The organism is Streptomyces sp. NPDC047017, assembly GCF_040644175.1.
Lineage (GTDB): Bacteria > Actinomycetota > Actinomycetes > Streptomycetales > Streptomycetaceae > Streptomyces.
In genome coordinates, this window is sequence record NZ_JBEYVW010000021.1 from 133,775 (window position 1) to 158,260 (window position 24,486).

Annotated in this window: 25 protein-coding genes and 2 pseudogenes; 18 read left to right on the forward strand and 9 right to left on the reverse strand. The window is 68.6% G+C overall.

Annotated elements, in window-relative coordinates; genetic code table 11:
* Nucleotides 1-132: 132 nt before the first annotated feature.
* A pseudogene (locus tag ABZ858_RS30245) lies at nucleotides 133-1,582 on the reverse strand (IS21 family transposase); the annotation flags it as partial.
* 197 nt (nucleotides 1,583-1,779) lie between these two features.
* Complete coding sequence (locus ABZ858_RS30250) at nucleotides 1,780-2,394, reverse strand: class I SAM-dependent methyltransferase (RefSeq protein WP_361385572.1); 615 nt, start codon at nucleotides 2,392-2,394, stop codon at nucleotides 1,780-1,782.
* Nucleotides 2,395-2,489: 95 nt separating this feature from the next.
* On the opposite strand from ABZ858_RS30250, the gene ABZ858_RS30255 reads away from it, so the two are divergent.
* Nucleotides 2,490-2,909, forward strand: coding sequence for a hypothetical protein (locus ABZ858_RS30255; RefSeq protein ID WP_361385575.1), 420 nt, complete (start codon nucleotides 2,490-2,492; stop codon nucleotides 2,907-2,909).
* A 67-nt stretch (nucleotides 2,910-2,976) separates the two neighbouring features.
* Here the strand turns inward: ABZ858_RS30255 and ABZ858_RS30260 are convergent, their stop codons facing one another.
* From ABZ858_RS30260 to ABZ858_RS30270, 3 genes are read right to left on the reverse strand one after another with little or no spacing between them, the layout of a single operon-like run.
* Nucleotides 2,977-3,771: a MerR family transcriptional regulator gene (locus tag ABZ858_RS30260; RefSeq protein ID WP_361385578.1), complete on the reverse strand. Its 795-nt coding sequence runs from the start codon at nucleotides 3,769-3,771 to the stop codon at nucleotides 2,977-2,979.
* Nucleotides 3,772-3,786: 15 nt separating this feature from the next.
* On the reverse strand, nucleotides 3,787-4,548 hold the full coding sequence (locus ABZ858_RS30265) for an ABC transporter permease (RefSeq protein ID WP_361385581.1): 762 nt from the start codon (nucleotides 4,546-4,548) through the stop codon (nucleotides 3,787-3,789).
* Nucleotides 4,545-5,354, reverse strand: coding sequence for an ATP-binding cassette domain-containing protein (locus ABZ858_RS30270; RefSeq protein WP_361385654.1), 810 nt, complete (start codon nucleotides 5,352-5,354; stop codon nucleotides 4,545-4,547). Before ABZ858_RS30270 ends, ABZ858_RS30265 begins: the two co-directional genes overlap by 4 nt.
* 280 nt (nucleotides 5,355-5,634) lie before the next feature.
* On the opposite strand from ABZ858_RS30270, the gene ABZ858_RS30275 reads away from it, so the two are divergent.
* Entirely contained in the window at nucleotides 5,635-6,219 is a 585-nt protein-coding gene (locus ABZ858_RS30275) for an NUDIX domain-containing protein (RefSeq protein WP_361385584.1), read from the forward strand.
* Nucleotides 6,216-7,014, forward strand: a pseudogene (gene istB, locus ABZ858_RS30280) (IS21-like element helper ATPase IstB). Before ABZ858_RS30275 ends, istB begins: the two are co-directional and overlap by 4 nt.
* A 64-nt stretch (nucleotides 7,015-7,078) precedes the next feature.
* On the opposite strand, the gene ABZ858_RS30285 reads toward istB, so the two are convergent.
* Entirely contained in the window at nucleotides 7,079-7,846 is a 768-nt protein-coding gene (locus ABZ858_RS30285; RefSeq protein ID WP_361385587.1) for a class I SAM-dependent methyltransferase, read from the reverse strand.
* Nucleotides 7,847-7,912: 66 nt separating this feature from the next.
* Nucleotides 7,913-8,065 carry a hypothetical protein gene (locus tag ABZ858_RS30290; RefSeq protein ID WP_361385590.1) on the reverse strand — a complete coding sequence of 51 codons (153 nt, stop codon included), beginning with the start codon at nucleotides 8,063-8,065 and terminating at the stop codon, nucleotides 7,913-7,915.
* Between the two features lie 193 nt (nucleotides 8,066-8,258).
* On the opposite strand from ABZ858_RS30290, the gene ABZ858_RS30295 reads away from it, so the two are divergent.
* Nucleotides 8,259-9,070, forward strand: a protein-coding gene (locus ABZ858_RS30295; RefSeq protein WP_361385593.1) for an IS5 family transposase whose coding sequence is annotated in 2 segments (ribosomal slippage) — nucleotides 8,259-8,604 and nucleotides 8,604-9,070 — 813 coding nt in all. Because the reading frame shifts where the segments join, the coding sequence is not laid out codon by codon here.
* Here ABZ858_RS30295 and ABZ858_RS30300 read toward each other — a convergent pair.
* The gene (locus ABZ858_RS30300; protein ID WP_361385596.1) at nucleotides 9,062-9,433 is read right to left on the reverse strand and encodes a helix-turn-helix domain-containing protein; all 372 of its coding nucleotides are present in this window, start codon (nucleotides 9,431-9,433) and stop codon (nucleotides 9,062-9,064) included. The genes ABZ858_RS30295 and ABZ858_RS30300 overlap by 9 nt on opposite strands.
* A 74-nt stretch (nucleotides 9,434-9,507) precedes the next feature.
* Between ABZ858_RS30300 and ABZ858_RS30305 the strand changes: the two genes are divergently transcribed.
* On the forward strand, nucleotides 9,508-10,191 hold the full coding sequence (locus ABZ858_RS30305) for an NAD(P)-binding domain-containing protein (protein WP_361385599.1): 684 nt from the start codon (nucleotides 9,508-9,510) through the stop codon (nucleotides 10,189-10,191).
* A gap of 6 nt (nucleotides 10,192-10,197) precedes the next feature.
* On the opposite strand, the gene ABZ858_RS30310 is transcribed toward ABZ858_RS30305, so the two are convergent.
* Nucleotides 10,198-10,602 (reverse strand): hypothetical protein, encoded by a 405-nt coding sequence (locus ABZ858_RS30310; RefSeq protein ID WP_361385602.1) that lies wholly within the window; start codon nucleotides 10,600-10,602, stop codon nucleotides 10,198-10,200.
* Nucleotides 10,603-11,142: 540 nt separating this feature from the next.
* On the opposite strand from ABZ858_RS30310, the gene ABZ858_RS30315 reads away from it, so the two are divergent.
* From ABZ858_RS30315 to cas2e, 13 genes are all read left to right on the forward strand, one after another.
* Nucleotides 11,143-11,802, forward strand: coding sequence for a lysophospholipid acyltransferase family protein (locus ABZ858_RS30315; RefSeq protein WP_361385605.1), 660 nt, complete (start codon nucleotides 11,143-11,145; stop codon nucleotides 11,800-11,802).
* A 675-nt stretch (nucleotides 11,803-12,477) separates the two neighbouring features.
* Nucleotides 12,478-12,963 (forward strand): hypothetical protein, encoded by a 486-nt coding sequence (locus ABZ858_RS30320; RefSeq protein ID WP_361385608.1) that lies wholly within the window; start codon nucleotides 12,478-12,480, stop codon nucleotides 12,961-12,963.
* Nucleotides 12,964-13,035: 72 nt separating this feature from the next.
* Entirely contained in the window at nucleotides 13,036-13,479 is a 444-nt protein-coding gene (locus tag ABZ858_RS30325) for a hypothetical protein (protein WP_361385611.1), read from the forward strand.
* 62 nt (nucleotides 13,480-13,541) lie between these two features.
* Nucleotides 13,542-13,973, forward strand: coding sequence for a hypothetical protein (locus ABZ858_RS30330; protein ID WP_361385614.1), 432 nt, complete (start codon nucleotides 13,542-13,544; stop codon nucleotides 13,971-13,973).
* Between the two features lie 26 nt (nucleotides 13,974-13,999).
* A complete protein-coding gene (locus ABZ858_RS30335) occupies nucleotides 14,000-14,359 on the forward strand; it encodes a transposase family protein (RefSeq protein WP_361385657.1) in 360 nt (119 codons plus the stop codon).
* 484 nt (nucleotides 14,360-14,843) lie between these two features.
* Complete coding sequence (gene cas3, locus ABZ858_RS30340) at nucleotides 14,844-17,654, forward strand: CRISPR-associated helicase Cas3' (RefSeq protein WP_361385617.1); 2,811 nt, start codon at nucleotides 14,844-14,846, stop codon at nucleotides 17,652-17,654.
* On the forward strand, nucleotides 17,647-19,329 hold the full coding sequence (gene casA, locus ABZ858_RS30345; protein ID WP_361385620.1) for a type I-E CRISPR-associated protein Cse1/CasA: 1,683 nt from the start codon (nucleotides 17,647-17,649) through the stop codon (nucleotides 19,327-19,329). The genes cas3 and casA overlap by 8 nt, the downstream gene beginning before the upstream one ends.
* Nucleotides 19,326-20,012, forward strand: a complete 687-nt coding sequence (casB, locus tag ABZ858_RS30350) for a type I-E CRISPR-associated protein Cse2/CasB (RefSeq protein ID WP_361385623.1) — start codon at nucleotides 19,326-19,328, stop codon at nucleotides 20,010-20,012. The genes casA and casB overlap by 4 nt, the downstream gene beginning before the upstream one ends.
* Nucleotides 20,009-21,202 (forward strand): type I-E CRISPR-associated protein Cas7/Cse4/CasC, encoded by a 1,194-nt coding sequence (gene cas7e / locus ABZ858_RS30355; RefSeq protein WP_361385626.1) that lies wholly within the window; start codon nucleotides 20,009-20,011, stop codon nucleotides 21,200-21,202. Before casB ends, cas7e begins: the two co-directional genes overlap by 4 nt.
* Nucleotides 21,199-21,924, forward strand: coding sequence for a type I-E CRISPR-associated protein Cas5/CasD (cas5e, locus tag ABZ858_RS30360; protein ID WP_361385629.1), 726 nt, complete (start codon nucleotides 21,199-21,201; stop codon nucleotides 21,922-21,924). The genes cas7e and cas5e overlap by 4 nt, the downstream gene beginning before the upstream one ends.
* Nucleotides 21,924-22,718 (forward strand): type I-E CRISPR-associated protein Cas6/Cse3/CasE, encoded by a 795-nt coding sequence (gene cas6e, locus ABZ858_RS30365; RefSeq protein ID WP_361385632.1) that lies wholly within the window; start codon nucleotides 21,924-21,926, stop codon nucleotides 22,716-22,718. The genes cas5e and cas6e overlap by 1 nt, the downstream gene beginning before the upstream one ends.
* Nucleotides 22,715-23,674: a type I-E CRISPR-associated endonuclease Cas1e gene (cas1e, locus tag ABZ858_RS30370; RefSeq protein WP_361385635.1), complete on the forward strand. Its 960-nt coding sequence runs from the start codon at nucleotides 22,715-22,717 to the stop codon at nucleotides 23,672-23,674. The genes cas6e and cas1e overlap by 4 nt, the downstream gene beginning before the upstream one ends.
* Entirely contained in the window at nucleotides 23,671-24,036 is a 366-nt protein-coding gene (gene cas2e / locus ABZ858_RS30375) for a type I-E CRISPR-associated endoribonuclease Cas2e (protein WP_361385638.1), read from the forward strand. Before cas1e ends, cas2e begins: the two co-directional genes overlap by 4 nt.
* The last annotated feature ends 450 nt before the right edge of the window (nucleotides 24,037-24,486 follow it).

Here is a 24,486-nt window from a genome sequence, read left to right on the forward strand (position 1 = left end):
AGGGTCTACAGCATCCCGGACAGCCGCAGGGACTTGAGTGACTCGCGTAGGGCGGTGTCCATCACGCTCATCGTGCCGCCACCTCGTCTTCGCCGTGAATCTGGTCGTCGCGGTTGTCCTCCGGGATGTCCGGGGTGTGACGGAGCCGAACAGTCCCTGCGGGCCGTGGAGGAAGGCCGCGGCGCCCGCGTCTCCGCTGGTCTCGGGCTCGGGATCGGTCTCGGTGCCGACGATGAGGATGCCCTTGATGGTGCGGTAGGACGGGTCGCCGACCGTGATCGCTCTCGCGCAGGCGGCCTCCGGACGGGTGTCGCCGTGCTTCTTCCGCAGTCCGGGAACGCCGTGGCGGCGCGGAGCCGGTAGAGCGCGTTGGCCTCCAGGAGCTGGTCGACGACCTCGCGGCAGGCGTCACCGATCTCGGACGCCTGGGTGCGGCACCAGATCGGCGTCTTCATCTGGAAGGCGATCTTCTCGGGCGGGTAGTCGCTCTTGTCGGTGCGTTTGCCCTGTTCAAGGGCGGCGTGGGGCTTGATCAGGGCGCCGTCGAGGAAGAGTCGAGGAAAATCTGCACCATCGTGGTGGTGGAGCGGACGTCGACCTTGCGGCCGATCAGTTTCCAGGGCACGGAGTAGAGGGTGCGGCCGACCTTGATGTGGATGTCCGGGCCGACCGTGGCCGTCGACCAGCGGGCCAGGGTGAACGGGGTGAGCGGCAGCGGCAGCAGGGTGGCGGCCTCGACGGCGCCGAACATGGCTATCGGGGCCACCCCGCCCAGCGGCCGGCACTGGCGGCGCCCGGCGACCTGCTGGGCCCAGGCGACGGCCTCGGTCTGCATGTGTTCGATCGAGATGAACTCCTGCCCGCGCCAGAACTAGTCGCGGACATAGGGCATGGGCCGCTCCATCCTGTGCTTGTCCTTTGGCTTCGATGCCCTTGCCGGGTCCACCAACGCGCCGTGATGAGTGGCGAGTTCGGCATACGACTTGTTGATTTTCGGGTCGTAGAGGTCGGGCTTGTCGACGCCGGTCTTCAGGTTGTCCGGCACCAGCCGGCGCGGGACGCCGTCGAAGTATCGGAAGACCGCGACGTGCGCCTCGGTTCACGCGTGCACTGGCCCAGGAAGCCGTAGTCGATCTGGGCCTCCTTGCCCGGCTCGGTCTCGTCGCGCAGGATGGTGACCTGCGAGCGGCTCACCTCGTCGGGCAGCGCGGCGTGTACGGCGTGTACCCCGCGGCGGAACGAGGAGATCGACACCTTCAGTTTGTGCTCGTCCCGCAGCCGCTGGTGGATCGTGGAGACCGTCACCGTCCCCGGCAATTCCTTGACGTAGTCGTGGTGTTCGTCGATGGCGGACCAGGGGTGACCTGCCGCAGTCCCCGGTCGATGAGGCCGGGGGACCACCCCTCGATCAGCCCGGTCCAGTCGGCCGCACTCATCGGCGGGCCGTCCGGGGCGATCCCTGCCGCCTCCGCCGGCGCCAGGTACTTCCTGACCGTCTTGCGGTCCACCCCAGCGACGCGGCCAGCGCGCTCTTGGAGCGGCCCGCGTACCAGTGGACGTAGATCTCGGTGATGTCGACCACGACGAATGTTCTCCTTGCCATCCGGGCTGCCCATCGGCCTGCCGAACCACGGGACGAGGAACACAGGCAGCTCTGCGATGACCAGACCCCTCGGTCCCGGACTCCGCGCTGCCCATGGCCAATGGGGAGGAACCGGCACAGAGGATCATGCAAAAATCAAACTGTCCGAGATGATGGAAAACCTCATCGATGCTGGATCAGCGGGCGGGTTTCTCCCAGGTCAGCGAGTACCGGCGCAGCACGTGGCGGCGGTAGCGCACGCCGGACAGCAGCCGCCGGGCGGCAGCCCGCACCTGCCCGTAACTCATCTGCGGGTCGGCGACCGGCATGCCCTGCGGGCCATGCGCGCGACGCAGCACCTTCGTGATCCGCACGATCGGGGCTGCCACGATCAACGCCGCCCGCTCCGTCACGCTCGCCTCGCGGGCGAGACCGACCACCACCAGCGTGCCGCCAGGCCGCAGCAGCTCACGCATGCGGACGAGGGCCGCCTCGTAGTCCATGTGATGGATCGTGGTCACCGAGCAGACGAAGTCGTACTCCGCACAACCAAGTTCCGCGGTGAGGAAGTCTCCCTCGACGAAGGTGAGTTGCGGGTCGCCGGCAGCGGCCTCGCGGGCACAGGCGATCATGTCCGGCGACTTGTCGATCCCGGTGACGCGTTTCGCCCGCCCGGCGAGCTTCCGGGCCAGCAGTCCGTCCCCGCAGCCAACGTCCAACGCGTCACGGCATCCCTCGGGAACAGACCGGAGGATGCCCGGGTGCCGGGCAACGTTGGTGTTCCAGTACGGCTCTTCGGCAGGCTCGCGCATCGGATCAGCGTAGAGGCCGGTCATGGCCTGCCCAGTACACACCGACGAATTCGCCGTCCCCATGGGGAGCCGTGATCGCAAGGATGGGCAATTACGTGAAGCTGATCATGCAAATCATGGGGAATTGCCTGACCGTCGACACTACTGCTATGGGCGCCGATCTGCCGCCTGGCAGCGTCGTCGCCGCGAACCACACCTCGCTCGCCGATCCCGCCCTACTGCATGCCTGGCTCCGCTACCGTCATCAGCGTTGGCCACGCACCGTCAACGCGTACCTCCTGGTCACTCAACAGACCGCCAGCGCGACCGATCCTGTCTCCGCGGATTACGTCTACAGGCGCTTCGAGCCCGCCGGTCTGACTCTGCGCGCGGTTCGCGCCGACAGAACCCTGGACGAGGCCCGCGAGACCGAAGATCCCGTCCACCTCGTCCGGGTCTTCGGGATCTCCCTCACCACCGCCATGAAGTACATCCACGCTGCCCACCCCCACCGCGCCGGCCCTGTTCCTCACTGAGGCAGACGGCCGTCCCTGGGGATCACGTGCACCCCCAATAGAGTCACTTCAGGACCCTGACCTGCCTTCATGATGGCGGCAGGTCGGTGTTGAGTTTGTCGGCAGGTACTCGCTCGATGCGGGTCCAGCCCCTCCAGCCTCGCTCCTCCAGGATTGCCAACAGCCGCGCGGCGTGCGGTGAGGACTCGACCATGGTTGAGTCCAGCAGGTCGACGAACTGGTCGTCGATGCCGTCCTCGGCACCCACCTCGCCGGCCTCCACGGCGCGAACCATCAAGCGCTCCATGATGTCGGCGACCTCGACGACCCGGGGGTCGTCGGCCGGCCAGTCGAGTGCCCCGCTGAGAAGGCTGTAGAGCTTCACCATGTCGGGGTCGTCCAGCTCCTCGTGCTTCTTGGCGATCACGGAGTCGATCGAGCGCGGCACCTGAGCGGCGATCATGATCCAGGCATCCCGTTCCATCTCGATGTACCGCTCCTCGACGCCGAGACCGCGCAGCCGGTCGAGGTAGCCCACGACGCTCTGCGGGAGCGCCAGGTGCTCTCCGGCGGCGAGCCGGGCGAGCCGCCTGCGGGTGCTCTGAAGCCGTCGGATCTCGGCGCGGAGGTCTTTGTCGATCTCCTGGACGCCGTCGGCGAAGTCCTCCGGGCCGGCGTCAAGGAGTTCCTGTACCCGGGCCAGCGGCACGCCGGCGTCTGCGAGGCTGCGGATCCGGATCAGTCGCACGACCGCGCCGGCGTCGTAGGTCCGGTATCCGGACCGGTCGCGTTCGGGCTCCGGCAGCAACCCGATCCGGTGGTAGTGACGTACCGCCCGCACCGTCACTCCGGCGTACGACGCGAGCTGGCTGATGGTGAGCATGGGTCTCAGCCTGCCTCAGGCGATCTTCCGGCGATAGGCGGCCATCGCGAAGACGTACGCGACGACGAGGATGCCGACGCACCAGGCGAGGGCGGTCCAGATGTCGTCGCCGACCGGCTGCTGGGCGAACAGGTTGCGGATCGTGTTGACGATCGACGTCACCGGCTGATGTTCGGCGAACCAGCGCACCGGGCCGGGCATCGTCTTGGGGGGCACGAACGCCGAACTGACGAACGGCAGGAAGATGAGGGGGTAGGCGAAGGCGCCGGCGCCCTCGACCGACGACGCAGAAAGCCCGGGGATCACGGCGAGCCAGGTCAGCGCCAGGGTGAACAGGAGCAGGATGCCGGTGACCGCGAGCCATGCCGACACTCCTGCCCCTGACCGGAAGCCCATGAGCACAGCGACGCCCACGACGAGCACGAGCGCGATCAGGTTGGCGACCAAAGAGGTGACGACGTGGGCCCACAGCACACCCGACCGAGCGATCGGCATGGACTGGAATCGTTCGAAGATGCCGCTCTTCACATCGGTGAACAGCCGGTACGCGGTGTAGGAGATGCCCGATGCGATGGTCATGAGCAGGATGCCGGGCAGCATGTAGTTCACGTACCGAACCGACCCGGTATCGATGGCGCCGCCGAACACGTAGACGAACATCAGCATCATGGCGACCGGCGTGATGGCGGTCGTGATGATGGTGTCCATGCTGCGTGTGACATGGCGCAGGGTCCGCACCGTGAGCGCGGCAGTGTCGTTGAAGAAGTACGCGGTCATCCTCGTCCCCCCGTTGTCGTGCCAGTGACGTCGCTCTTGTCGTTGCCGCCGATGACTGCGAGAAAGATTTCCTCGAGAGTCGGCTGTTTCTCGACGTACTCGACCTTGGCTGGTGGGAAGAGTTGCTTGAGCTCGGTGAGGGTGCCGTTCACGATGATCCGACCCTGGTGGAGGATCGCGATCCGGTCGGCCAACTGCTCGGCCTCGTCCAGGTACTGCGTGGTGAGCAGCACCGTCGTGCCGTGGCCTGCGAGCTCCTTGACCGCATCCCACACCTCGATGCGCGCCTCGGGGTCGAGTCCGGCCGTCGGCTCGTCCAGGAAAATCACCGGAGAATTCCCGATGAGGCTCATCGCGATGTCCAGCCGGCGGCGCATCCCACCCGAATACGTGGACACTCGCCGCACGCCCGCCTCGCTCAGCGAGAAACGCCTCAGCAGGTCATCCGCGATCGCGCCGGGGTCCTTGAGGTGGCGCAGCCTGGCGACGAGAGCGAGGTTCTCCCGACCACTGAGGATCTCGTCGACGGCCGCGAACTGCCCGGTGAGACTGATGGACTCCCGCACGTTCGCCGCTTGCGTGGCGACGTCGAAGCCATTGACGCTCGCCGCCCCCGCGTCGGCTTTCAGGAGCGTGGCGAGGATCCTCACGGTCGTGGTCTTGCCCGCCCCGTTGGAACCGAGCAGGGCGAAGATGCTGCCCGGCGCCACGTCGAAGTCCACACCGCGCAGCACTTCGAGTTTCCCGTACGACTTCTTGAGACCTTGCACGCGAATCGCCGGACCGGCGATCGATTGGGCTGTCATGGTCATCTGCCTCCTTCGCGGAGCTGTTCCAGGCGACTGCGCGGAAGCTCCTCCCGGAAGGATGGAGGGTTGACCCAGCGTCAAGGTCAAGCCCGTTCCGACCACGGCACTCAGATCGCCGACCGGCCAGACACACCGCAGCGATGACGGGCCGCTCGCCCCGAACTCGTTCGGCCGCGAACCCGACATACTCGTAGCCGTCGGTGAACCACTCACGCGTCGGTTCCTGCGACTCACCGGCCGGAAATCCACGAACCCGCCCGCTTCCCCGGCGGGCACCGTGGAGGCCGGTGAGTCGTTCGAGGACACCGTCGTGCGTGAGCTCGCCGAGGAGACCGGCATCCACGTCGCCTCCGGCGACCTGCGCGAGATCGGCACCTGGGACCAGCCAGGCCGCGACCCGCGGGGCAGGTACAGCACCGACGCCTACTTCCCGTCGTCCCCGCCGGCACCCAGGCCGTGGCCGGAGACGACGACGCCCGCACCGCCCGCTGGTGGCCCGCGAGCGGGACGGCACCCGGCCCTGATGGAGGTGCTACTGCCGGCCCGGCACATCCCCCACGAGCACTTGGTCGCCGGGCCGGCCACCGCCCTGCGGGCTGGCTACCGCCCTGCGGGCCGGGGCCCTGACCGCGGACGCAGTCGCTCTGGAGGCACGCAAGGCCGCTCAGGCCGAAGAGGAACCACCCGTCACTACCTTGCCCGCAGGCGCTCCCGGGTTGGCGACGGTGACGTTTCTGCACGAGTGGCGTCTTGTCCACCTACCGCCGGGCACCAGGCCGCTGCCCTCGGTGGCCTCTATGGCCAGTTGCTCCGACGTCGTCGCGCAAGCGGCGGCGCCCACTCAGGGGGAGAAGCCCAGTGACCCTGCTCCGCCAGCGAGGCTTGACCGGGCAGGCCGCCGACGCCGCCATCGACACGGCCTGCCGCTTGCTGCGGCTGCCGTCGATCCGCAACGAGTTCTCCGACATCGCCGACCGGGCGGTGAAGGACCGGATGACCTACCGCGGTTTCCTCGCCGAGCTGCTGATGGCCGAGTGCGACGACCGGGCCCGCCGCCGGTCCGAGCGGCGGATCAAGGCGGCCGGTTTCCCGAGGGAGAAGTCGCTGCGGACTTTCGGCTTCGACGCCAATCCGAACATCGACCCGGCCATCATCCACACCCTCGCCTCCTGCGAGTGGATCAAGAAGGGGCAGCCGCTCTGCCTGATCGGCGACTCCGGCACCGGCAAGTCGCACATGCTCATCGCGCTGGGCACCGAGGCCGCGATGAAGGGCTACCGGGTCCGCTACACACTGGCGACGAAGCTGGTCAACGAGCTGGTCGAGGCCGCTGACGAAAAGCAGCTGAACAAGACCATCGCCCGCTACGGCCCGCGTCGACCTGCTCTGCATCGACGAACTCGGATACATGGAACTCGACCGGCACGGCGCCGAACTGCTCTTCCAGGTGCTGACCGAACGGGAGGAGAAGAACAGCGTCGCCCTCGCCTCCAACGAGTCCTTCGGCGGCTGGACCAAGACCTTCGCCGACCCCCGACTCTACGCGGCCATCGTCGATCGCCTGACCTTCAACGGCACCATCATCGAGACCGGCACCGACTCCTACCGCCTCGCCAGTACTCGGGCTCGGGCCGAGGAACCCGCCAAGGCCGGCTGACACCTGCCGGCCCCGACTCGACCTCCGCCGTGAGACCGGCGGTCGAGTCGGGCGGTGGAAGCACCTACTTGCTGGCGCGGGCCACGAGCAGCGGCTGGAAGAAGCCTGTCTCCTGTGGCATCCGCCAGTCGGGATCGACAAACCCGGCCTCGGCTGCGAGGTCGGCCAGCAGGTCCTGTCCGAGTGCCCAGTAGGTGGTCCGGCGCACCTGGACGCACCATTCTCCGCCTGCCGGATGGAGTTGGAAGTGTTCCAAGTCGTAGTGCTCGCCGCCGTCGTGCCAGTGCCAGAGCTGGAAGGTGACTGTCCGTTCTCCGCCGTCGGCGGCCCGGTGGACCTGTGGAGGCGTCGAAGCGGGGCGGTCGCGCAGCAGGTCGTCATAAGGGCGCGTGCTGACCAGCAGCAGGCCAGCGGGACGCAACACACGGCGCATCTCGGCCAGGGCAGCGTGCACATCCTGCTCCGTCAGCAGGTGAGGCAGCGAGTTGTCGGCGCAGATGACGGCGTCGAACTGGCCATCGGGAAACGGGAGGCGTCGCATGTCGGCCGCGGCCGTGCACAGGCTCAGGCTCCGGCGGGCGGCCTCACGAACAGCCCGGGCGGCGGCGCGGGAGCTGAGGTCCGTCCCGGTGAGCCGGTGCCCGCGCAACGCCAGGCCGATGGCTTGTGTGCCAATGTCGCAGGAACAGTCGAGCACCGCCGCGCGATCCTGGCCGAGCAAGGCGTCCAGAGCGTCCCCCTGCCGACGGATGCTCGCGTCCCAGTCTGAATAGATCAGGTGGTAGTCGTCGGCCAGGTCGTCGTAGAAGTGCGCCACTGGTGTCTCGGGCATGGCCCGAGATTACCGCGCCTGGTTCCCCTGTGGCCGACGCGAGCGCCCTCACCGCCGACAGTGCCGTCATTTCTCGTGAACATCTGCGAACGCGCTGATCGCCGACTGCTGCTGAAACTCATCGATAAACGCTGCTGCTGAACGTGAACGAAGCCTCGGCCACGAACTGCTGCCGAAGAACGTCGAAGGCACCCGCGCCAAGCTGAAGCGCTTGGTCAAATTCGGGATCCTCACCGAAGCCGACACCGGCAACTTCGCCAGGAAGCAATAGGCGACACAACCTCCACCAGCGCCCTTGCCCCACCTCAGCCAGAAACAGGCATCACCTTACGAACCGCCCTCTTAGAACTCCTAACGAAATGATCTTCGAGGTGGTTGGATCACTCCGGGACTGATAATCCGGGGGTGCGAGGTGGCGCGGCCGAAGCCGTGGGAAGTCGACGACGAGCTGTGGGCGGTGATCGAGCCGTTGCTGCCCAAGGTCGAGCGACGGACCCGCCACCCTGGACGCAGGTGGCATCCGGACCGGCTGGTGTTCCAGGGCATCCTGTTCGTCCTGCACACCGGGATCTCCTGGGAACATCTGCCGCAGGAACTCGGCTTCGGGTCGGGCATGACCTGCCGGCGGCGCCTGGCCGAGTGGACCGAGGCCGGGGTCTGGACCCGACTGCACGAGGTCCTCCTCGCCAAGCTCCGCAGCGCGAACGCCCTGGACTTCTCCCGCGCGGCGGTCGACGGCTCCCACATCCGGGCGTTGAAGGGGGAGCCAAGACCGGACGAAGTCCCGTGGACCGGGGCAGAACAGGCAGCAAGCATCATCTGATCACCGACGCCACCGGCATCCCGCTCGCCGTCACCCTGACCGGCGGCAACCGCAACGACGTCACCCAGCTGGTCCCGCTCCTCCAGGCCGTGCCGCCGGTTCGGGGCAAGCGGGGCCAGCCTCGGCGCCGCCCGGACGTGGTGCTGGGCGACCGTGGCTACGACCACGACAAGTACCGCCGCCTGGTCTGGGACCTCGGCGTGAAGCCGTTGATCGCCCGCCGCGGCACCGAGCACGGCTCGGGCCTGGGCACCCAACGCTGGGTCGTGGAGCGCGCGTTCGCCCATCTACACTGGTTCCGCCGCCTGCGGATCCGCTGGGAGATCCGTGACGACATCCACGAAGCCTTCCTCACCCTCGGCTGCGCACTCATCTGCTGGCGGCGGCTGCGCTCACTCTGAGGGGCACTGGGCGGCGGTGCATTCGGCTTCCTGGGCTGCCATGACCTCATCGCCATGCTCGAAGGCCCACGCTCCGACTGCGTCGATGGGCGCCAACAAAGTCCGGCCTAGGGCGGTGAGTTGGTAGTCAACGCGCGGTCGCGCTCCGGGGTGTGCCCGCCGCTCCACCAGTCCGTTGGACTGCAAGCGCCGCAGAGTCTCAGTGAGGACCTTGGAGCTGATCCCCCCGATCTGCTCGCGTAGTTCGACCGGACGTTTGGGACCGTCGCGCAAGGCCCAGAGCACCACTGCGTTCCAGGTGTTGGACAGGAGGTCGAAGGCCAGGCGAGCACGGCAGTCGGCGAGGAAAGCGTCGGTCGTCACGTACCAAATGGTGCCCGACAGGCCCTCTAGCGTCGTTACGAATGGTCCAAGCGGGTCGTGGGAGGAAATGCGTGATGAGAATCGGCGTACTGGGCACGGGCAACATGGCGGACGCGCTCGCCACCCACTGGGTCCGGGCCGGGCACGACGTGGCCGTCGGAGGACGGGACATACACAAGGCAGAGCGACTCGCGACGCGCCTCGGGGGCAGTGCGAAGCCTGTCAGCCTGCATGCGGCGGCCGAGTTCGGTCAGGTGGTGCTGGCCGCACTGCCCTTCGGCGCGGGTACGAGCGTGGTGCGGGAACTACGAGCGGTCATGGACGGCAAGGTGCTGATCGACTGTTGCAATCCGGTCGGCCCGGGCTTCCGGCTGCTGACACAGAGCGGCCTCTCGGCCGCACAGCAACTGGCCGCGGCGGCACCAGGAACCCATGTGGTCAAAGCGTTCAATCTCTGCCACGAGGACGTGTGGCGTATGTCGCCGCCCATCTTCGACGGGCGCCGCCTGGCCGTTCCGGTCTGCGGAGACGACGAAACGGCTCTCGCCCTCGTACACCAGTTGGTGCGGCATGTCGGCTGCGAACCCGTGGCCGGCGGCTCTCTCGAACGAGCCGGACTCCTGGAAGCGACCGCGGCACTCTTCATCGGGCTATGGATCGGCGAGGGAGCCGATGCCCAAGCCATCGCACCCCCGCTGGCCTATGCCGCCGGACCGAGAGACGAGGAACCACAAACCACCGAAGAGGCTTTTCGTTAGGAGTTCTTAGAGTTGTTGCCACCAGGTGTACAGGAGCACGACCGTCATGAGGACGGCGGCGACGGACAGTACTGGTGGCCACCACGGTCGCTGCCTGGAGGGTGTGGGTTTGCTGGCCTGGTCGGCGGCGGTCAGGCCGCGCAGGATGCCCAGGGCTGCCAGTTCGCAGGGCAGGGCTACGGCGATGTGTGCGAGCCAGGCTCCCGCGAGTGTGGGGCCGCCCCAGGAGTGCTGGTAGTCATGGGCGTCGACGAGCGGATACAACGTGGCGTTGATGAGTCCCTGTACGGCCAGTGTGGTGATGGCCCACCCGAACAGGCCCAGACCGATGCCGGTGCAGCCGCGCACCGCGTCGGTCGGCAGTCGCGCGAGTGAGGCGGGCAGTACCAGGATCCCTCTGCCGGCCTGCATCCACGCCCTCTTCCCCAGCATTCGGTTCCACAGGGGCGGCGAAGTGGCGGGGTGTGTGGTGTGTGGTGAGCGGATCGTCATGGCAGTACCCAACCAACGGCACGGGGCACAGCACCATGACGCCAGCAGGCCCACCGGCCTGCGGGTTATCCCCCGGACACAGTCTCACGGCCCGCACCGGGCAAGCCTCGGTCGCCTGCGGTGGGTGCCCTGGTGGTGGGGGGAGGTGGGGTGGTGATGGGTGTTGAGGGCGGGTGGCGAGCATGTACGGCCGTCGCGAGGACCGGGTCGGGCGGCTGCGACGAGGTGATCGCGAATGCAGGGTGCTGCCTGGAGGGAAAGAGCGTCGTCTGGAGCGGCGAGGTCAGTGAGCCGGGCCGCGAGTCCTGGAGATGGCTTTTGTGGTCTGGCTAGTGGATGTGCCGGCGCTGTGGCCGTCCTTGGGCGGTGGGTTGTGCTGGATGAGTGCGGCTACTCAGGTCCTGGCCGTGTCCATCGTCGATGATGGTGGTCAGAATTGCCGAGTCCGGGAGTCCGAACATGCTCAGCCGCCTCGCCGACGTCCTGGTGCCCGCTGTCGGCCGTCTCACGGTCACCACCGCCGCGGATGCCGAACTCGTCCCTGGCAGCGTGATCGCCGCGAACCACACCTCGCTCGCCGATCCCGCCGTCGTCCTTGCCGCGCTGCACCGTCTCGGGGCCCGTCCGCTCGTCATGGCGGCTGCCGGACTGTGGCGCATCCCGGTCCTGGGCCGCGTCCTCGCCCGCGAAGGACACATTCCCGTCCACCGCGGCGGCCGGCGCGCGGCGCACGCCCTGGACGCGGCCGCCGAGGCGCTGGAACGCGGAGAGATGGTGCTGATCTACGCCGAGGGCGGCCTCCCGCACCGGACGAACGCCGCGGAAGCGGCCCCCGGGACCTTCCGCAGCGGCCTGGCCCGGCTCATCGAACGAACCGGAGCCCCGCTGGTACCCGTGGGCCAGGCCGGCGCCCGCCGCATCACCTCGGGCAGCACGGCCAAGCAACTCGCGGGCCTGATCACGGCACCGCTGCGCCGCCCGGAACTGCATGTGCATGTGGGCAGACCACTCGCACTGCCCGACGGCGCCGCCGGTACCGGGCAGGCCCGCGCAGCGGTGACGGACGCGTGGCGCATGGCCGCCGCCCGGCTCGCAGAACCCGCTGCGCTCGCCGCGTAGCTGGTCCGGCTGGTCGCTCTGCTGTTGCAGTCGGAAGCCGTTGGTACTGCCGGGCCGAGCGGTTCACCGGCCGACTGGAGGGGCCGGGAGCAAGGGTTTGCCGTCGGGCGGTACGGATGGCTGTTCCGGGAGGTCTGGTCAGTGGCCGGGGCGTTTTCGGCCGGTGCTGTGTTGACAGGCGGCAACCGCCAGGGGGCTCAGGCTGCTGGGAGGGGGCCCCTTCGTGGGTTCTGGGTCGCCCGAGCGTGGAGGTGTGAGGCGGCTGTCTCAGCCGGGGAGGGGACCCGGCCTGTGCCGGCACGTGATCCGCATCCGTCTCCTGGCACCGTGATGACGGCAGTGTGGTCGGCCCGGCCACGGCTCCGGCCACCGACGATCAGCCGAGACGTTGGATGCGGCGGCGGCCCTGGGACCCACAGGTGCGGGGAGCACACGAGATCGGCCACATCAGCCTTCGTCACTGAGCTTCCGCCAACCTGAAGTAGCAGGTCAAAGGGCTGGTGTGACCGACTCTTGCTGTGCTCACGCTGCTCGTGGACGGGAGCCCATTGAGAAGATCGTCTGCCAGAGGTCGGGATTGTCTCCGAAACGAAGTCCCGGGCAGCGCTCCGGTCCGTGCACCTAGGCTGGGAAGCGCAGTCCGCCCTGCTGGCCAGCGCATGACATCCTGGCCCAGTGCTCCTGAACGATCTCTCCAGCAGTGTCGACCTCTGCCCAGTGCGATATCAGTTCGCCACCGTTCGGGGCGACTCGTATGACGACAACTGGCTGGTCATTGACGGCACGGTGATGACTCCTGAGGGAAGCTGGTCCTTCGCCGATCCGTGTCTGCTCACCGATGAGGCCCGCCAGGTGTCTGCGTGGCTGCGTGCGGTGGCCGCGGGGACGGTAGACGTCACCGAACCTGATGGCGAAGGTGAACTGTCGCCTGATACGTGGTTCATCGAGCCGGTCGTGGCTTTCAGCCTCGCCAAGCGAATCGAAGGTGCGACCGCGGTGATTCGCATTCATCTGTCCCTGGAGGCGGCACCTCCGTGGCAGCAGGGTGAGGACGGGGCTGACATCTACCAGTACGTCGTGGAGGTCAGGTTGGACGCCGCAGCGCTGCTTCACGCGGCTGACCAGTGGGACCTCTCTCTCGCTTCCCTCCCGGCCCGCTGATTCAGACACCTGACATCCCCGTACAACCAATTCCCACCCGCTGGGGCCGGATGACCCTCTACGATCCGGTGCATGCTGGATCCCGAGTTGCTGGAACGGATCACCGCGCGGCGCGCGGAGCTGGACGAACTTGAAGAACAGCTGGTGGAGGTGCGGGCAGAGCGGGACGAACTCGCAGTGGCCGAAAGCGTCCTTGAACGGATGACCGGGCAGCTCGCCGAGGAGCGTTCCTCAGCCCGGCCGACACCGGGGCAGGTGGGCGGACGGACGGTGATGCTGATCCCGTACCGCGAGCCGGGTGTGGAGGAGGACGCCCTGCCGTGGGACTACCAGCGCATCATCGCCGCCGTGCGGCAGGCCGCCGGACCGGTCATGGCCCGCGAGGTCGGCGAGGTGGTGGGGGTAGACATCAGCGTGAAGGCCAAGCTTGAACCGCTACGCAGCAAGCTGATCAAACTCGTCGATCGCGGCTGGCTCCGCAAACTGCCCGACGGCCGGTTCACCACCCGCCTGTGACCAGCAGTACCACTACTCGAAGCGGGCGTAACCGGGGTGCCCTCGGGGGCCGTTGGAGTTGTGTGACAAATACCGAAGAGCGCGTCGAGGACAGCTGCCCGCTTGCCTGCCGGTGCCGTCTGCCGCTGTCCACGCGCACCGTCAACCACCTCGCCGATCTACTGCGACGCCATCTGAAGGTGATCCGGTCCCGGTGGCGGATCCTGCCGCCGGGGAAGATCGCGGTGATAGTCCTGGCCGTACTTCGCCACGACCAGCGCCTGGCCGACATGGCCGGCGGCAACAACGTGTCCGAGTCCACCGTCCGCCGCTGGCGCGACGAACTGATCGGACTGCTCGCCGCCCAGGCACCGCGCCTGGACCGCGCCCTGAAGAAGGTCGCCAAGCAGGGCGGGGAGGTGGTTCTGATTGACGGCACCCTCATCCGCACCCAGCGCCGCACCGGCAAGGCCGGCCGACGGAACTACTCCACGGCCTGCACTTCCTCGCCCTGACCGACGAGAAGGGCCACCTGATCTGGATATCCGCCGCCAGGTCCGGCCGCACCCACGACAACACCGCCGCCCGCCACGACCACATCCTGGCCCACCTACGAGCCGCCGACCTCGGGGCCCTGGCCGATCTCGGCTTCCGCGGTCTGGACAACGACATCCTCGACCCCGTGATCGTTACCGGCTACATCGCTACCCGCACCCATAAGCTCACTCGAGGGCAGAAGGAAGCCAATTGCGTTCTCGCCGTCGGACGGGCACCGGTCGAGCACGGCTTCGCCCACCTCAAGAACTGGCGGATCCTTACCAAACTCCGCACCGATACCGCCCGCGCCACCCGTCTTCTGCGCGCTCTGCTCGTCCTGACGAACCTCGAAATCAAACGCTGACGAACGATCTACGGCTCAGACAGACGCCCGTGACAAGCGTGAGCACCGCAAGAGTCGGTCACACCAGCCCTTTGACCTGCTACTTCAGGTTGGCCGAAGCTCAAGGGACCATCCCCGCAGGTGCGGGGAGCAGGCTGTCTGGCCTGCGGTTCTAACAGCTCCGCACCACGGTTTTGCATACTTTCACGGTTTCCGGCAGATGGTTCATAGGAGCCATAGTTCCTATAACGGCCCTGTGGTGAGGTGTTGAACGGATCATTATATGCGCGGTGCATGGTCTCACGGGCTGTGTGCGGCGGAACTGCTTGTGATCTGTGCCTGTTTCCCTGGATCTCGTGCGTGGTGCCGTGTCCGGTGTGTACTTCTTTGCTGAAGGCGGGGAGGTGCTGTGAGGGGATGGTTGGGTCGGCTTGGGGTGGCGGCCCGGTCGGTGTGGGCCAAGCATGACCGGGCTACGGATGGCTGGCTGCCGTTGTGGCGGCATATGGAGGACAGCGCCGCGGTGGCGGGGCGGTTGTGGGAGGAGTGGCTGCCGTTGTCGGTGCGCAGGCTGGTCGCCTGTGCGCTGCCGGGTGGGGAGGCGGATGCGCGTCGCCTGGCGGTGTGGCTGGCAGGGGTGCACGACATCGGGAAAGCGACGCCTGCTTTTGCCTGTCAGGTGGAGCAACTGGCGCAGGTCATGCGGGGTCATGGGCTGGAGATGCGTTCGTGGGAGGCGATGGGTGCGGACCGGTGCCTGGCGCCGCACGGGCTGGCCGGGCAGGTGCTGTTGGGGGAGTGGCTGGAGGAGCGGCACGGCTGGACGGCCAGGCAGACCGGTCAGTTCACGGTGGTGGTGGGCGGGCATCACGGGGTGCCGCCGGAGCATGGTCAGATCCAGGCGCTGGACGGGCATCCTGAGCTGCTGCGCACCCACGGGCCGAGTGGAGCGTTGTGGAAGCGGGTGCAGGAGGAGCTGCTCGATGCCTGCGCGGATGAGTTCGGTGTGCGGGAGCGCCTGGCAGTGTGGGGGGCGGTGAAGCTGCCGCAGCCGGTGCAGGTGCTGCTGTCGGCTCTGGTCATCGTCTCGGACTGGGTGGCCAGCAATTCTGATCTTTTTCCGTACTTCCCCGAGGAAGTGCCTCGTACGGGGCCGGAGCGTGTCGCTGCTGCCTGGCGTGGGCTGGATCTGCCGGGTCCGTGGTGCGCGCAGGAGCCGGCCGGGGATGTGCAGGAGCTGTTCGCGTCGCGGTTCGGCCTCCCGGCGGGGGCGCAGGTCCGGCCGGTGCAGGAGGCGGCTGTGGCGCTGGCGCGGGAGATGGACGGGCCGGGGCTCATGGTGATCGAGGCGCCGATGGGCGAGGGGAAGACGGAGGCCGCGCTGGCCGCTGTCGAGGTTCTCGCCGCACGCTGCGGTGCGGGTGGTGTGTTCTTCGCGTTGCCGACGATGGCCACCGGTAATGCGATGTTCCCCCGTCTGCTGGACTGGCTGGAGCGTCTGCCCGCCGCTGAGGGGACTCGCTATTCGGTGCTGCTCGCCCACTCCAAGGCTGCTCTCAACGACGACTTCACCGATCTCATGAGCGGCGGCCGGCAGGTCGCCGCGGTCGACGTGGACGGGCGCGTGGAACGTGCGTGGCGGCCGTCGAGCCGCGACCGTGTAGCTGCCGCCGAACTGGTGGCTCACTCCTGGCTGCGGGGCCGGAAGAAGGCCATGCTGTCGTCGTTCGTGGCAGGGACGGTCGACCAGCTGCTGTTCGCCGGACTCAGGAGCCGGCATCTGGCGATGCGCCACCTTGCGATCGCCGGGAAGGTCGTCGTCATCGATGAGGCGCACGCCTATGACACGTACATGAGTGTCTATCTCGACCGGGTGCTGTCCTGGCTGGGCGCCTACCGGGTACCGGTGGTGGTGCTGTCCGCCACTCTGCCGGCAGGCCGGCGAAGAGAGCTGGCGGAGGCGTACGCGGGCAAGACCGCGGGTGCGGCCACGGCATCGTTCGAGGCTGTCGCGGCAGCCGGTGACTATCCGCTGCTGACAGCGGTCAAGCCCGGTGGCGCACCGGTCATGCGGCGCCCCGCGGCCTCGGCCCGCGGTGCGGACGTCGAACTGGAACGCCTCGAAGACGATGTGGACATCCTCGCCGACCGGCTGGAGAGTGAACTCGCACAAGGTGGTTGCGTTCTCGTCGTACGCAACACGGTGCGCCGGGTTCTCGAAGCGGCGGCTGCGCTGCGGGAGAGGTTCGGGGAGGAGAACGTCACCGTTGCCCATTCGTGTTTCGTCGACGTCGACCGCGCGGCCAAGGACGCCGGGCTCCTGAAACGGTTCGGGCCGCCGGGCAAGGCGGACCGGCCGCAGGCGGCGCACATCGTCGTCGCCAGCCAGGTCGCCGAGCAGTCCCTGGACGTCGACTTCGACCTGCTGGCCACCGACCTGGCCCCGGTCGATCTCCTGTTGCAGCGCATGGGCCGCCTGCACCGGCATCTGCGCGGCGACCAGGAACAGACCGGTCGGCCCCAGGGCCTGCGCCGGGCACGCTGCCTGGTCACCGGCGTCGACTGGCACACCCCGGTGCCCGCGCCGGTGCGCGGCTCACTCGCCGTGTACGGGGAGTATGCACTGCTGCGCTCCGCCGCCGTGCTGCTGCCGCACCTGGAGGGCGGCCGGCAGCGACCGGTGCGGTTGCCGGCCGACATCAGCCCGCTGGTGCAGCACGCCTACGCCGAGGACCTCGACGCTCCGGCCGGGTGGGAGGCGGCGCTCGAGGACGCCCGCGCGCGGCACGAGAAGCATCGCGCGGAGCAGACCGAGAAGGCTGCGACGTTCCGTCTTGACACCGCCGCCCGTCCCGGCCGGCCGCTCTTCGGCTGGGTGTCCGCCGGGGTCGGTGACGCGGACGACACCCGTCAGGGGCGCGCCCAGGTCCGCGACAGCCGCGAGAGCCTGGAGGTCGTGGTCGTACAGCGGCGCGCCGACGGCACCCTGGCCACGGTGCCGTGGCTGGAGCCGGACCGTAAGGGCCGGTCTCTGGCAGGGCTGACGCTGCCCACGGATCAGGTGCCGACCGCCTTGGCGGCCCGAACCGCAGCGAGTTGCGGGCTGCGGCTGCCCATTCAGTTCAGCTACGCCGACGTCATGGACCGCGCGATCGATGAGTTGGAGGAGCTGTATGTGCCGGCCTGGCAGACGAAGGACAGCCACTGGCTGGCCGGTCAGCTCATTCTCGCGCTCGATGAGGACTGTCAGACCCACCTGGCAGGCTTCACCCTCCAGTACAGCCGAAGCGACGGACTCGAGGTGACCCGTGCCTGAAACCGATCAACACAGCAGCACCGGCGCGCTGTCGTTCGACCTCACCGCCCGCGCGTGGATTCCCGTCCTCAGGCGGGACGGCGGCCAAGTGGAGTTGTCGCTGCTTGAGGTGTTCGAGCAGGCTCACGATCTGCGGCGTGTCGTGGGAGACGTACCCACTCAGGAGTTCGCCCTGATACGTCTGCTGCTCGCTGTCGCGCACGATGCGCTGGAGGGGCCGCAGGACATCGACGAGTGGTCGGAACTATGGGCGGACGAGTCCTGCTTCGCGCCGGTCGGGGGCTATCTCAAGGAGCACCGGGCACGGTTCGACCTGCTGGACCCCGCTGCGCCGTTCTTCCAGACGGCCGGGTTGCGGACCGTGCAGGGCGAGGTGTTCCCTCTCAACCGGATCGTGGCCGATGTCCCGAACGGGGAGCCGTTCTTCACCGCCCGGATGCCTACCGTCGAGCGTCTCCCCTTCGCCGAGGCGGCCCGCTGGGTCGTTCACGCGCACGCCTATGACACCTCCGGCATCAAGACCGGCGTCGACGGCGATACACGTGCCAAGGCAGGCAAGGTCTACCCGCTCGGCGTCGGCTGGGCCGGGAACCTCGGCGGCGTCTTCGTCGAAGGCGCCACTCTGCGTGAGACGCTGCTGCTGAATCTGGTCGCCGCGGACACGCCCAACCTGCAGATCGACGACGGGGACGCCCCGGCATGGCGCCGGCAGCCGTGCGGCCCGGGCGGCGCCGAGCGCGCCCCAAGCGGCGTGCGTGACCTGTACACCTGGCAGACCCGGCGGCTGCGCCTGCACTTCGATCAGAGCGGGGTGCACGGAGTCGTCCTGGGCTACGGTGATCCGCTCACCGCCCGCGACCGTCAGCACAGGGAGCCGATGACCGCCTGGCGGCGCAGCAAGCCGCAGGAGAAGAAGCTGAAGAAGACCCCGGTCTATCTGCCGCGCGAGCACGCCCCCGAACGCTCGGCCTGGCGGGGGATCGGCTCCCTGATCGCCAATGAGGCCGGCAAGGGCCAGGGGGCGGAGGCCGCCGGATACCTGCGCCCGGGCATCCTGGAGTGGGTGGCCCGGCTGGTGACGGAGGGGGAACTGGAGCGCGGCTTCCTGGTGCGTGCCCGGATCGTCGGGGCGAGCTACGGAACACAGCAGTCCGTGATCGACGAGATCGTCGACGATCAAGTGGCCATGGCTGTGGTCCTGCTGCACGAGCGGGACCGGCGTTACGCGGAACAGGCCGTCGTCGCCGTCGGTGACGCCGACCTCGCGGTCAACGCGCTGAGTGACCTGGCCGCCGATCTGGCCCGTGCGGCCGGCACGGACAGCGAGGGGCCCCGCTCCACGGCCCGGGATCTCGCCTACGGCCTCTTCGAGGCGCCGTACCGGGCCTGGCTCGCCCATCTCGCCGACACCGACGACCCCTACGCCTACCGCACCGTGTGGCAGCAGCAGGCACGCCGGATCGCCGCCGGGATCGGCGACCGGCTGATGGCCACGGCCGGCGACGTGGCCTGGCAGGGCCGGATCGTCCAGGGCAAGAAGGGCGCCGAGTGGCTCAACTGTGACCTGGCCGGCAAATGGTTCCATGCCGCCCTGTACCGGGGCCTGGGCCGCCCCGACGTTGCTGACACGCCGCCGGAGCCGGCGCCCGAGACCACCGTGAAGGCACCCGCATGACCACCGATACCGCACCAGTCACCGTCCGCGAGCGGGTGATCCGGCTCGCCGCCGACCACATCACCGCCTGGCAGCGCGGCTATCTCGCCGACGAGTCTGCCGCTGTCGCGGCCCTCGCCCGGCTCAGGCGTGGCGCCGGCCGGCCGACCGGGCAGCTGCCCGACCTGTGGGTACTGATCGACACCGGCCCCCTGCACAAGATCTCCGACGGCGCCCGGCCGCTGAGCGAGAGGGAACTGGAGCGGGCCGAGGACGCCCTGCACGTCGCCCTCACCCTCTACGCGCTGCACCAGCAGTCCCGCCGCACCGGCATGTACCAGGCCGACCGGCCTGACCGGCGCCGGGGCCTGGGAGCTGCGGTGCGGCGGATGATGAAGCCCGGCGAGATCGACGCACCCGTGCACAAGCGCCTGGTCCGCGCCGGCACGGCCGCCGACCTGCCCAGCTGCGCCCAGCGGCTGCGCGACATCGTCGTCCTGCTGCGCCAGAGCGACATCGAACTCGATCACGCGCTGCTCGCCGGGCAGCTCTACATCTGGCAGTGGCCCGGCGGCGCGGACGTCGTGCGCAGGCAGTGGGGCCGTTCCTTCCACGCCTGGCACGACAAGCCCGCCGACAGCACCGCCCCCGCCGGCCGCGGCACCACCACCCGCACCACGGACACCGACAAGGACGCCTCGTGAACCGCATCTTCCTCGACATGCACGCCCTGCAGACCGTGCCGCCCAGCAACCTCAACCGCGACGACACCGGCGCCCCCAAGAGCGCGGTGTACGGGGGAGTGCCGCGCGCCCGCGTCTCCAGCCAGGCCTGGAAGCGGGCCACCCGCACCTACTTCAAGGACGAGCACCTCCTTGAGCCGGGCGAGCTGGGAGTGCGGACCAAGAAGATCGTGGAGGCGGTCGCCACCCGGATCACCGACCTCGATCCCTCCCTGAAGGGCGAGGACGCCCTGCGGATCGCGGACGAGACGGTGCAGGCCGCCGGCCTGAAGACCGAGGTGCCCAAGCGCAAGGCGAACGCCGCCAAGGACGGCGACCCGGAGCCGGCGCCCCAGTCGAAGTACCTGGTGTTCCTCAGCGCCCGCCAGCTCGACGCGCTGGCCCGCCTCGCCGTCGACGGCGCCGCCGACATCACGGCCTACCTGGGAGACAAGAAGAACAAGGCCAAGGCCAAGCAGCTCGCCGACAGCCACCACTCGGTCGACATCGCCCTGTTCGGTCGCATGGTCGCCGACGCCGCCGACATCAACGTCGACGCCGCTGTCCAGGTCGCCCACGCCCTCAGCGTCCACCGCGTCGACAACGAATCCGACTACTACACCGCCGTCGACGACGAGAACACCGACGAGGAGACCGGCGCCGGCATGATCGGCACCGTCGACTTCAACTCCGCCACCCTCTACCGCTACGCCGCCCTCGGCGTGCACCAGCTCGCCGCCAACCTCGGACACGGCCTGCGCGAGGACGAGCCACGCACCGACCCGGTGCGGCGGGCCGTGGAAGCCTTCGTCCATGGCTTCACCGCGTCCCTGCCCACCGGAAAGATCAACACCTTCGGGCACCACACCCTGCCCGACGCCCTGATCGTCAAACTGCGCACCACCCGGCCCGTCAGCTTCGTCGCCGCCTTCGAGGACCCGGTATCCGGCGAAAGGGGCGGCTACGTCCGCGAGGCCTGCCAACGCCTGGCCCAGTACATCCCCGACATCGAACGCGCCTACGGCCACGACGACTCCACCCTCACCTGGGTGCTCCGCGTCGGCCCCCACACCCAAAACCTCGCCGCACTGGGCACCGAGGCGGCCAACCTTGGCGAACTCGTCACCGCTGTGGGCCAGGCCGTCGCCGAACGCCTGGAGAAGCCCGCATGAGCGTGCTGACCCTCCTCCTGGCCGGCCCCCTGCAAGCCTGGGGGGCCTCGGCCCGCTTCACCCGCCGCACCACTGAGTCCGCCCCCACCAAAAGCGGAGTCATCGGCCTGCTCGCCGCCGCGGCCGGCATCGAACGCGACGCCGACGACAAACTGGCACCCCTGGCCGCCCTGCGCTTCGGCGTCCGCATCGACCAGCCCGGCACCCGCATCCGCGACTTCCACACCGCCCACCACGGCGACACCGGCAAATCCATGCCACTGTCCGAACGCTTCTACCTCGCCGACGCCGTCTTCGTCGCCGCCCTCGAAGGCGACCACCACTTGCTCACCGCCCTGCGCGCGGCGCTGCGCACCCCCACCTACATGCCGTTCCTCGGCCGCCGCTCCTGCCCGCCCTCCCGCCCCCTCGACCTCACCCTGCACACGAGCCGAAGCCTGCTCGACGCGCTGCACCGGGAGCCGTGGCAGGCATCCCCCTGGTACCGCACGCACCACCGCGGCCACGACGAGATCGAACTGACGGTCCTGCACGAAGCCGACGAGCACACACAGCACGCCGCGGACACCCTGCGCGACCAGCCGGTCAGCTTCGCCGCCGAACACCGGCGCCACGTCCTGCGCACCCAGGTCGCCTCCCGCGTGCGCGTCCCCAACCCGCAATCCGCCCGGCGCCTGCCCCGCCACGATCCCTTCGACGCCCTGGACGAGGAGAGCGCCTGATGCACTTGACCCGCTTCCGCGTGAACACCACGCGCTCCGGCGCCCGCCGTCTGCTGTCCTCCCCACAGGCCATGCACGCGGCCGTCATGTCGTCCTTCCCGGCCCTGCTGCCCACCGACACACCCCCCGGCGACGGCCCGCGGGTGCTGTGGCGGCTGGACCACATCACCCGAGCCCAGGTCATGCTGTACATCGTCAGCCCCGACCGGCCCGACCTGACCCATCTGGTCGAACAAGCCGGCTGGCCGGCGGCAGCCGCCGCCGACCCGGCCGAGCCGGGCTGGCACAGCCGCCCCTACAGCCCGTTCCTCGACCGGCTCACCGCCGGTGACCGGTGGGCGTTCCGCCTCATCGCCAACCCTGTCCACCACGCCCGCCGCAAGGACGACGAACCGACCAAACGCACCGCGCATCTCACCCCGGTGCACCAAATGGGCTGGCTTCTCAAACGCCAGGAATCCTGCGGCTTCCGCGTGCTGGAAAAACCAGACGACAAACGGCTCCTTCCCAGCGGCACCACCCACATCAAGCAGCCCCACCACGGCGACCGCTACGAACTGACCGTCCACGACCAACGCGCCCTCGCCTTCGACAAGGACCGCAGCACCGGAAATCCAAGCGGCCGACGGGCACCGGTCAGCCTGGTCACCGTCACCTTCGACGGCCGCCTCGAGGTCACCGACCCCGACACGCTGCGCCGCACTCTGACGCACGGCATCGGCAAGGCCAAGGCATACGGCTGCGGCCTGCTGACGCTCGCCCCGCTCACCCCGCCGTCCCGGCAGACGTCGTGAGCACCATCTCCCAGCGCCCGGCGCTCACCCCCCGCCGCCTTACCCGCACCGCTGAACGCCTCTCCTTCATCTACCTGGAACGCTGCACCGTCCACCGCGACGCCAACGCCATCACGGCACAGGACGCGGAGGGCACCACCCACATCCCCTCTGCGAGCATCGGCACCCTCCTGCTGGGACCCGGGACACGGGTCACCCACCAGGCCATGAGCGTGCTCGGTGAGACCGGCGCAGCCGTCTGCTGGGTCGGAGAGCACGGCGTGCGCTACTACGCCTCCGGCCGTGCGCTCAGCCGCTCCTCCGCTCTCATGGAGGCCCAGGCATGCCAATGGGCCAACGCGCGCGGCCGCCTCGGTGTGGCCCGCGAGATGTACCGGCTCCGTTTCCCCGACGAAGACCCCGCCGGCCTCACCCGGCAGGAACTTCTGGGCCGCGAGGGCCGCCGCGTCAAAGACTGCTATCGCACCGAGGCCACCCGCACAGGCATCCCCTGGCGAGGCCGCCGCTACTCTCCCGGCGACTTCGCCAGCGGTGACGCTGTCAACCAGGCCATCACCGCTGCCGCCCAGTGCATGTACGGCATCGCCCACGCCGTCGTCACCTCCCTGGGATGCAGTCCGGCACTCGGCTTCGTCCACTCCGGCCACGAACTCTCATTCGTCCTGGACATAGCCGACCTCTACAAGACAGAGATCGGCATCCCCCTCGCCTTCGACATGGCCGCACAGGACGAGGACGACGTCGGAGCACGCACCCGCCGAGCCCTACGAGACCGCATCAATGAAACGTCTCTGCTGAACCGGTGCGTGGAGGACATCAAACACCTGCTGCTGCCAGGATCAACCACCCCCGACGGAGACGGGGACGTGGTCACACTCCAGAGCGACGGTGACCGCCAAGTCGCCTCCGGCATCAACTACGACGGGCCCGCCCACGACGAGGACATGCTCTGGTGACCGTCATCGTCCTCACCAACTGCCCTACCGGCCTGCGAGGCTTTCTCACCCGCTGGCTGCTGGAAATATCAGCAGGCGTATTCGTGGGCAACCCGTCAGCCCGGGTACGCGACCTTCTCTGGCAAGAAGTCCAGCAGTACGCCGGCCAGGGACGCGCCCTGCTGGCCCACACCACCAACAACGAACAGGGCTTCACCTTCCGGACCCACGACCATGCCTGGATCCCCATCGACCACGAGGGCCTCACCCTGATCCACCGCCCCGACTCCAACGGCTCCAGCGGCCCCGGCACCTCCCCACACGATGGGACACCGACCGGATGGAGCAAAGCTTCCAAGCGCCGGCGCTTCGGACGACGCTGATACCCGCTATGACACGCTATAGGTGATAGGTCGGTATCAATGAAAGTACTTGAGAACCTGACCCAGCAGTCATAACACCGCAGGTCATCCAGTCTGCTCCCCGCGCCCGCAGGGATGGTCCCGACCAGGTCATCATCAGTTCCGACGAACTGCCCTGCTCCCCGCGCCCGCAGGGATGGTCCCAACACGCCGATCGCCCTGACCCTCGACAGCGACTGTTCCTCGCGCTTGTGGGGGTAGCTCGATGGTGGTCCACCACTCGGCGTCGATCGGGTGGTCGTTGCTGCGTCCGCGGGGGTTGCTCGATGAACCCGCTGATGAAGGTCCGCAAGGCCACGTCGTCCCTGTGCTTGTGGGGGGGGGGTCGGGTTGTTGAGGTGGCTGGGCTGGTGGGTTGTCCTGGTATGGGCTGCGGTTGTGGCTGTGTTGCGTGTTGTGTGAGGAGAGGGT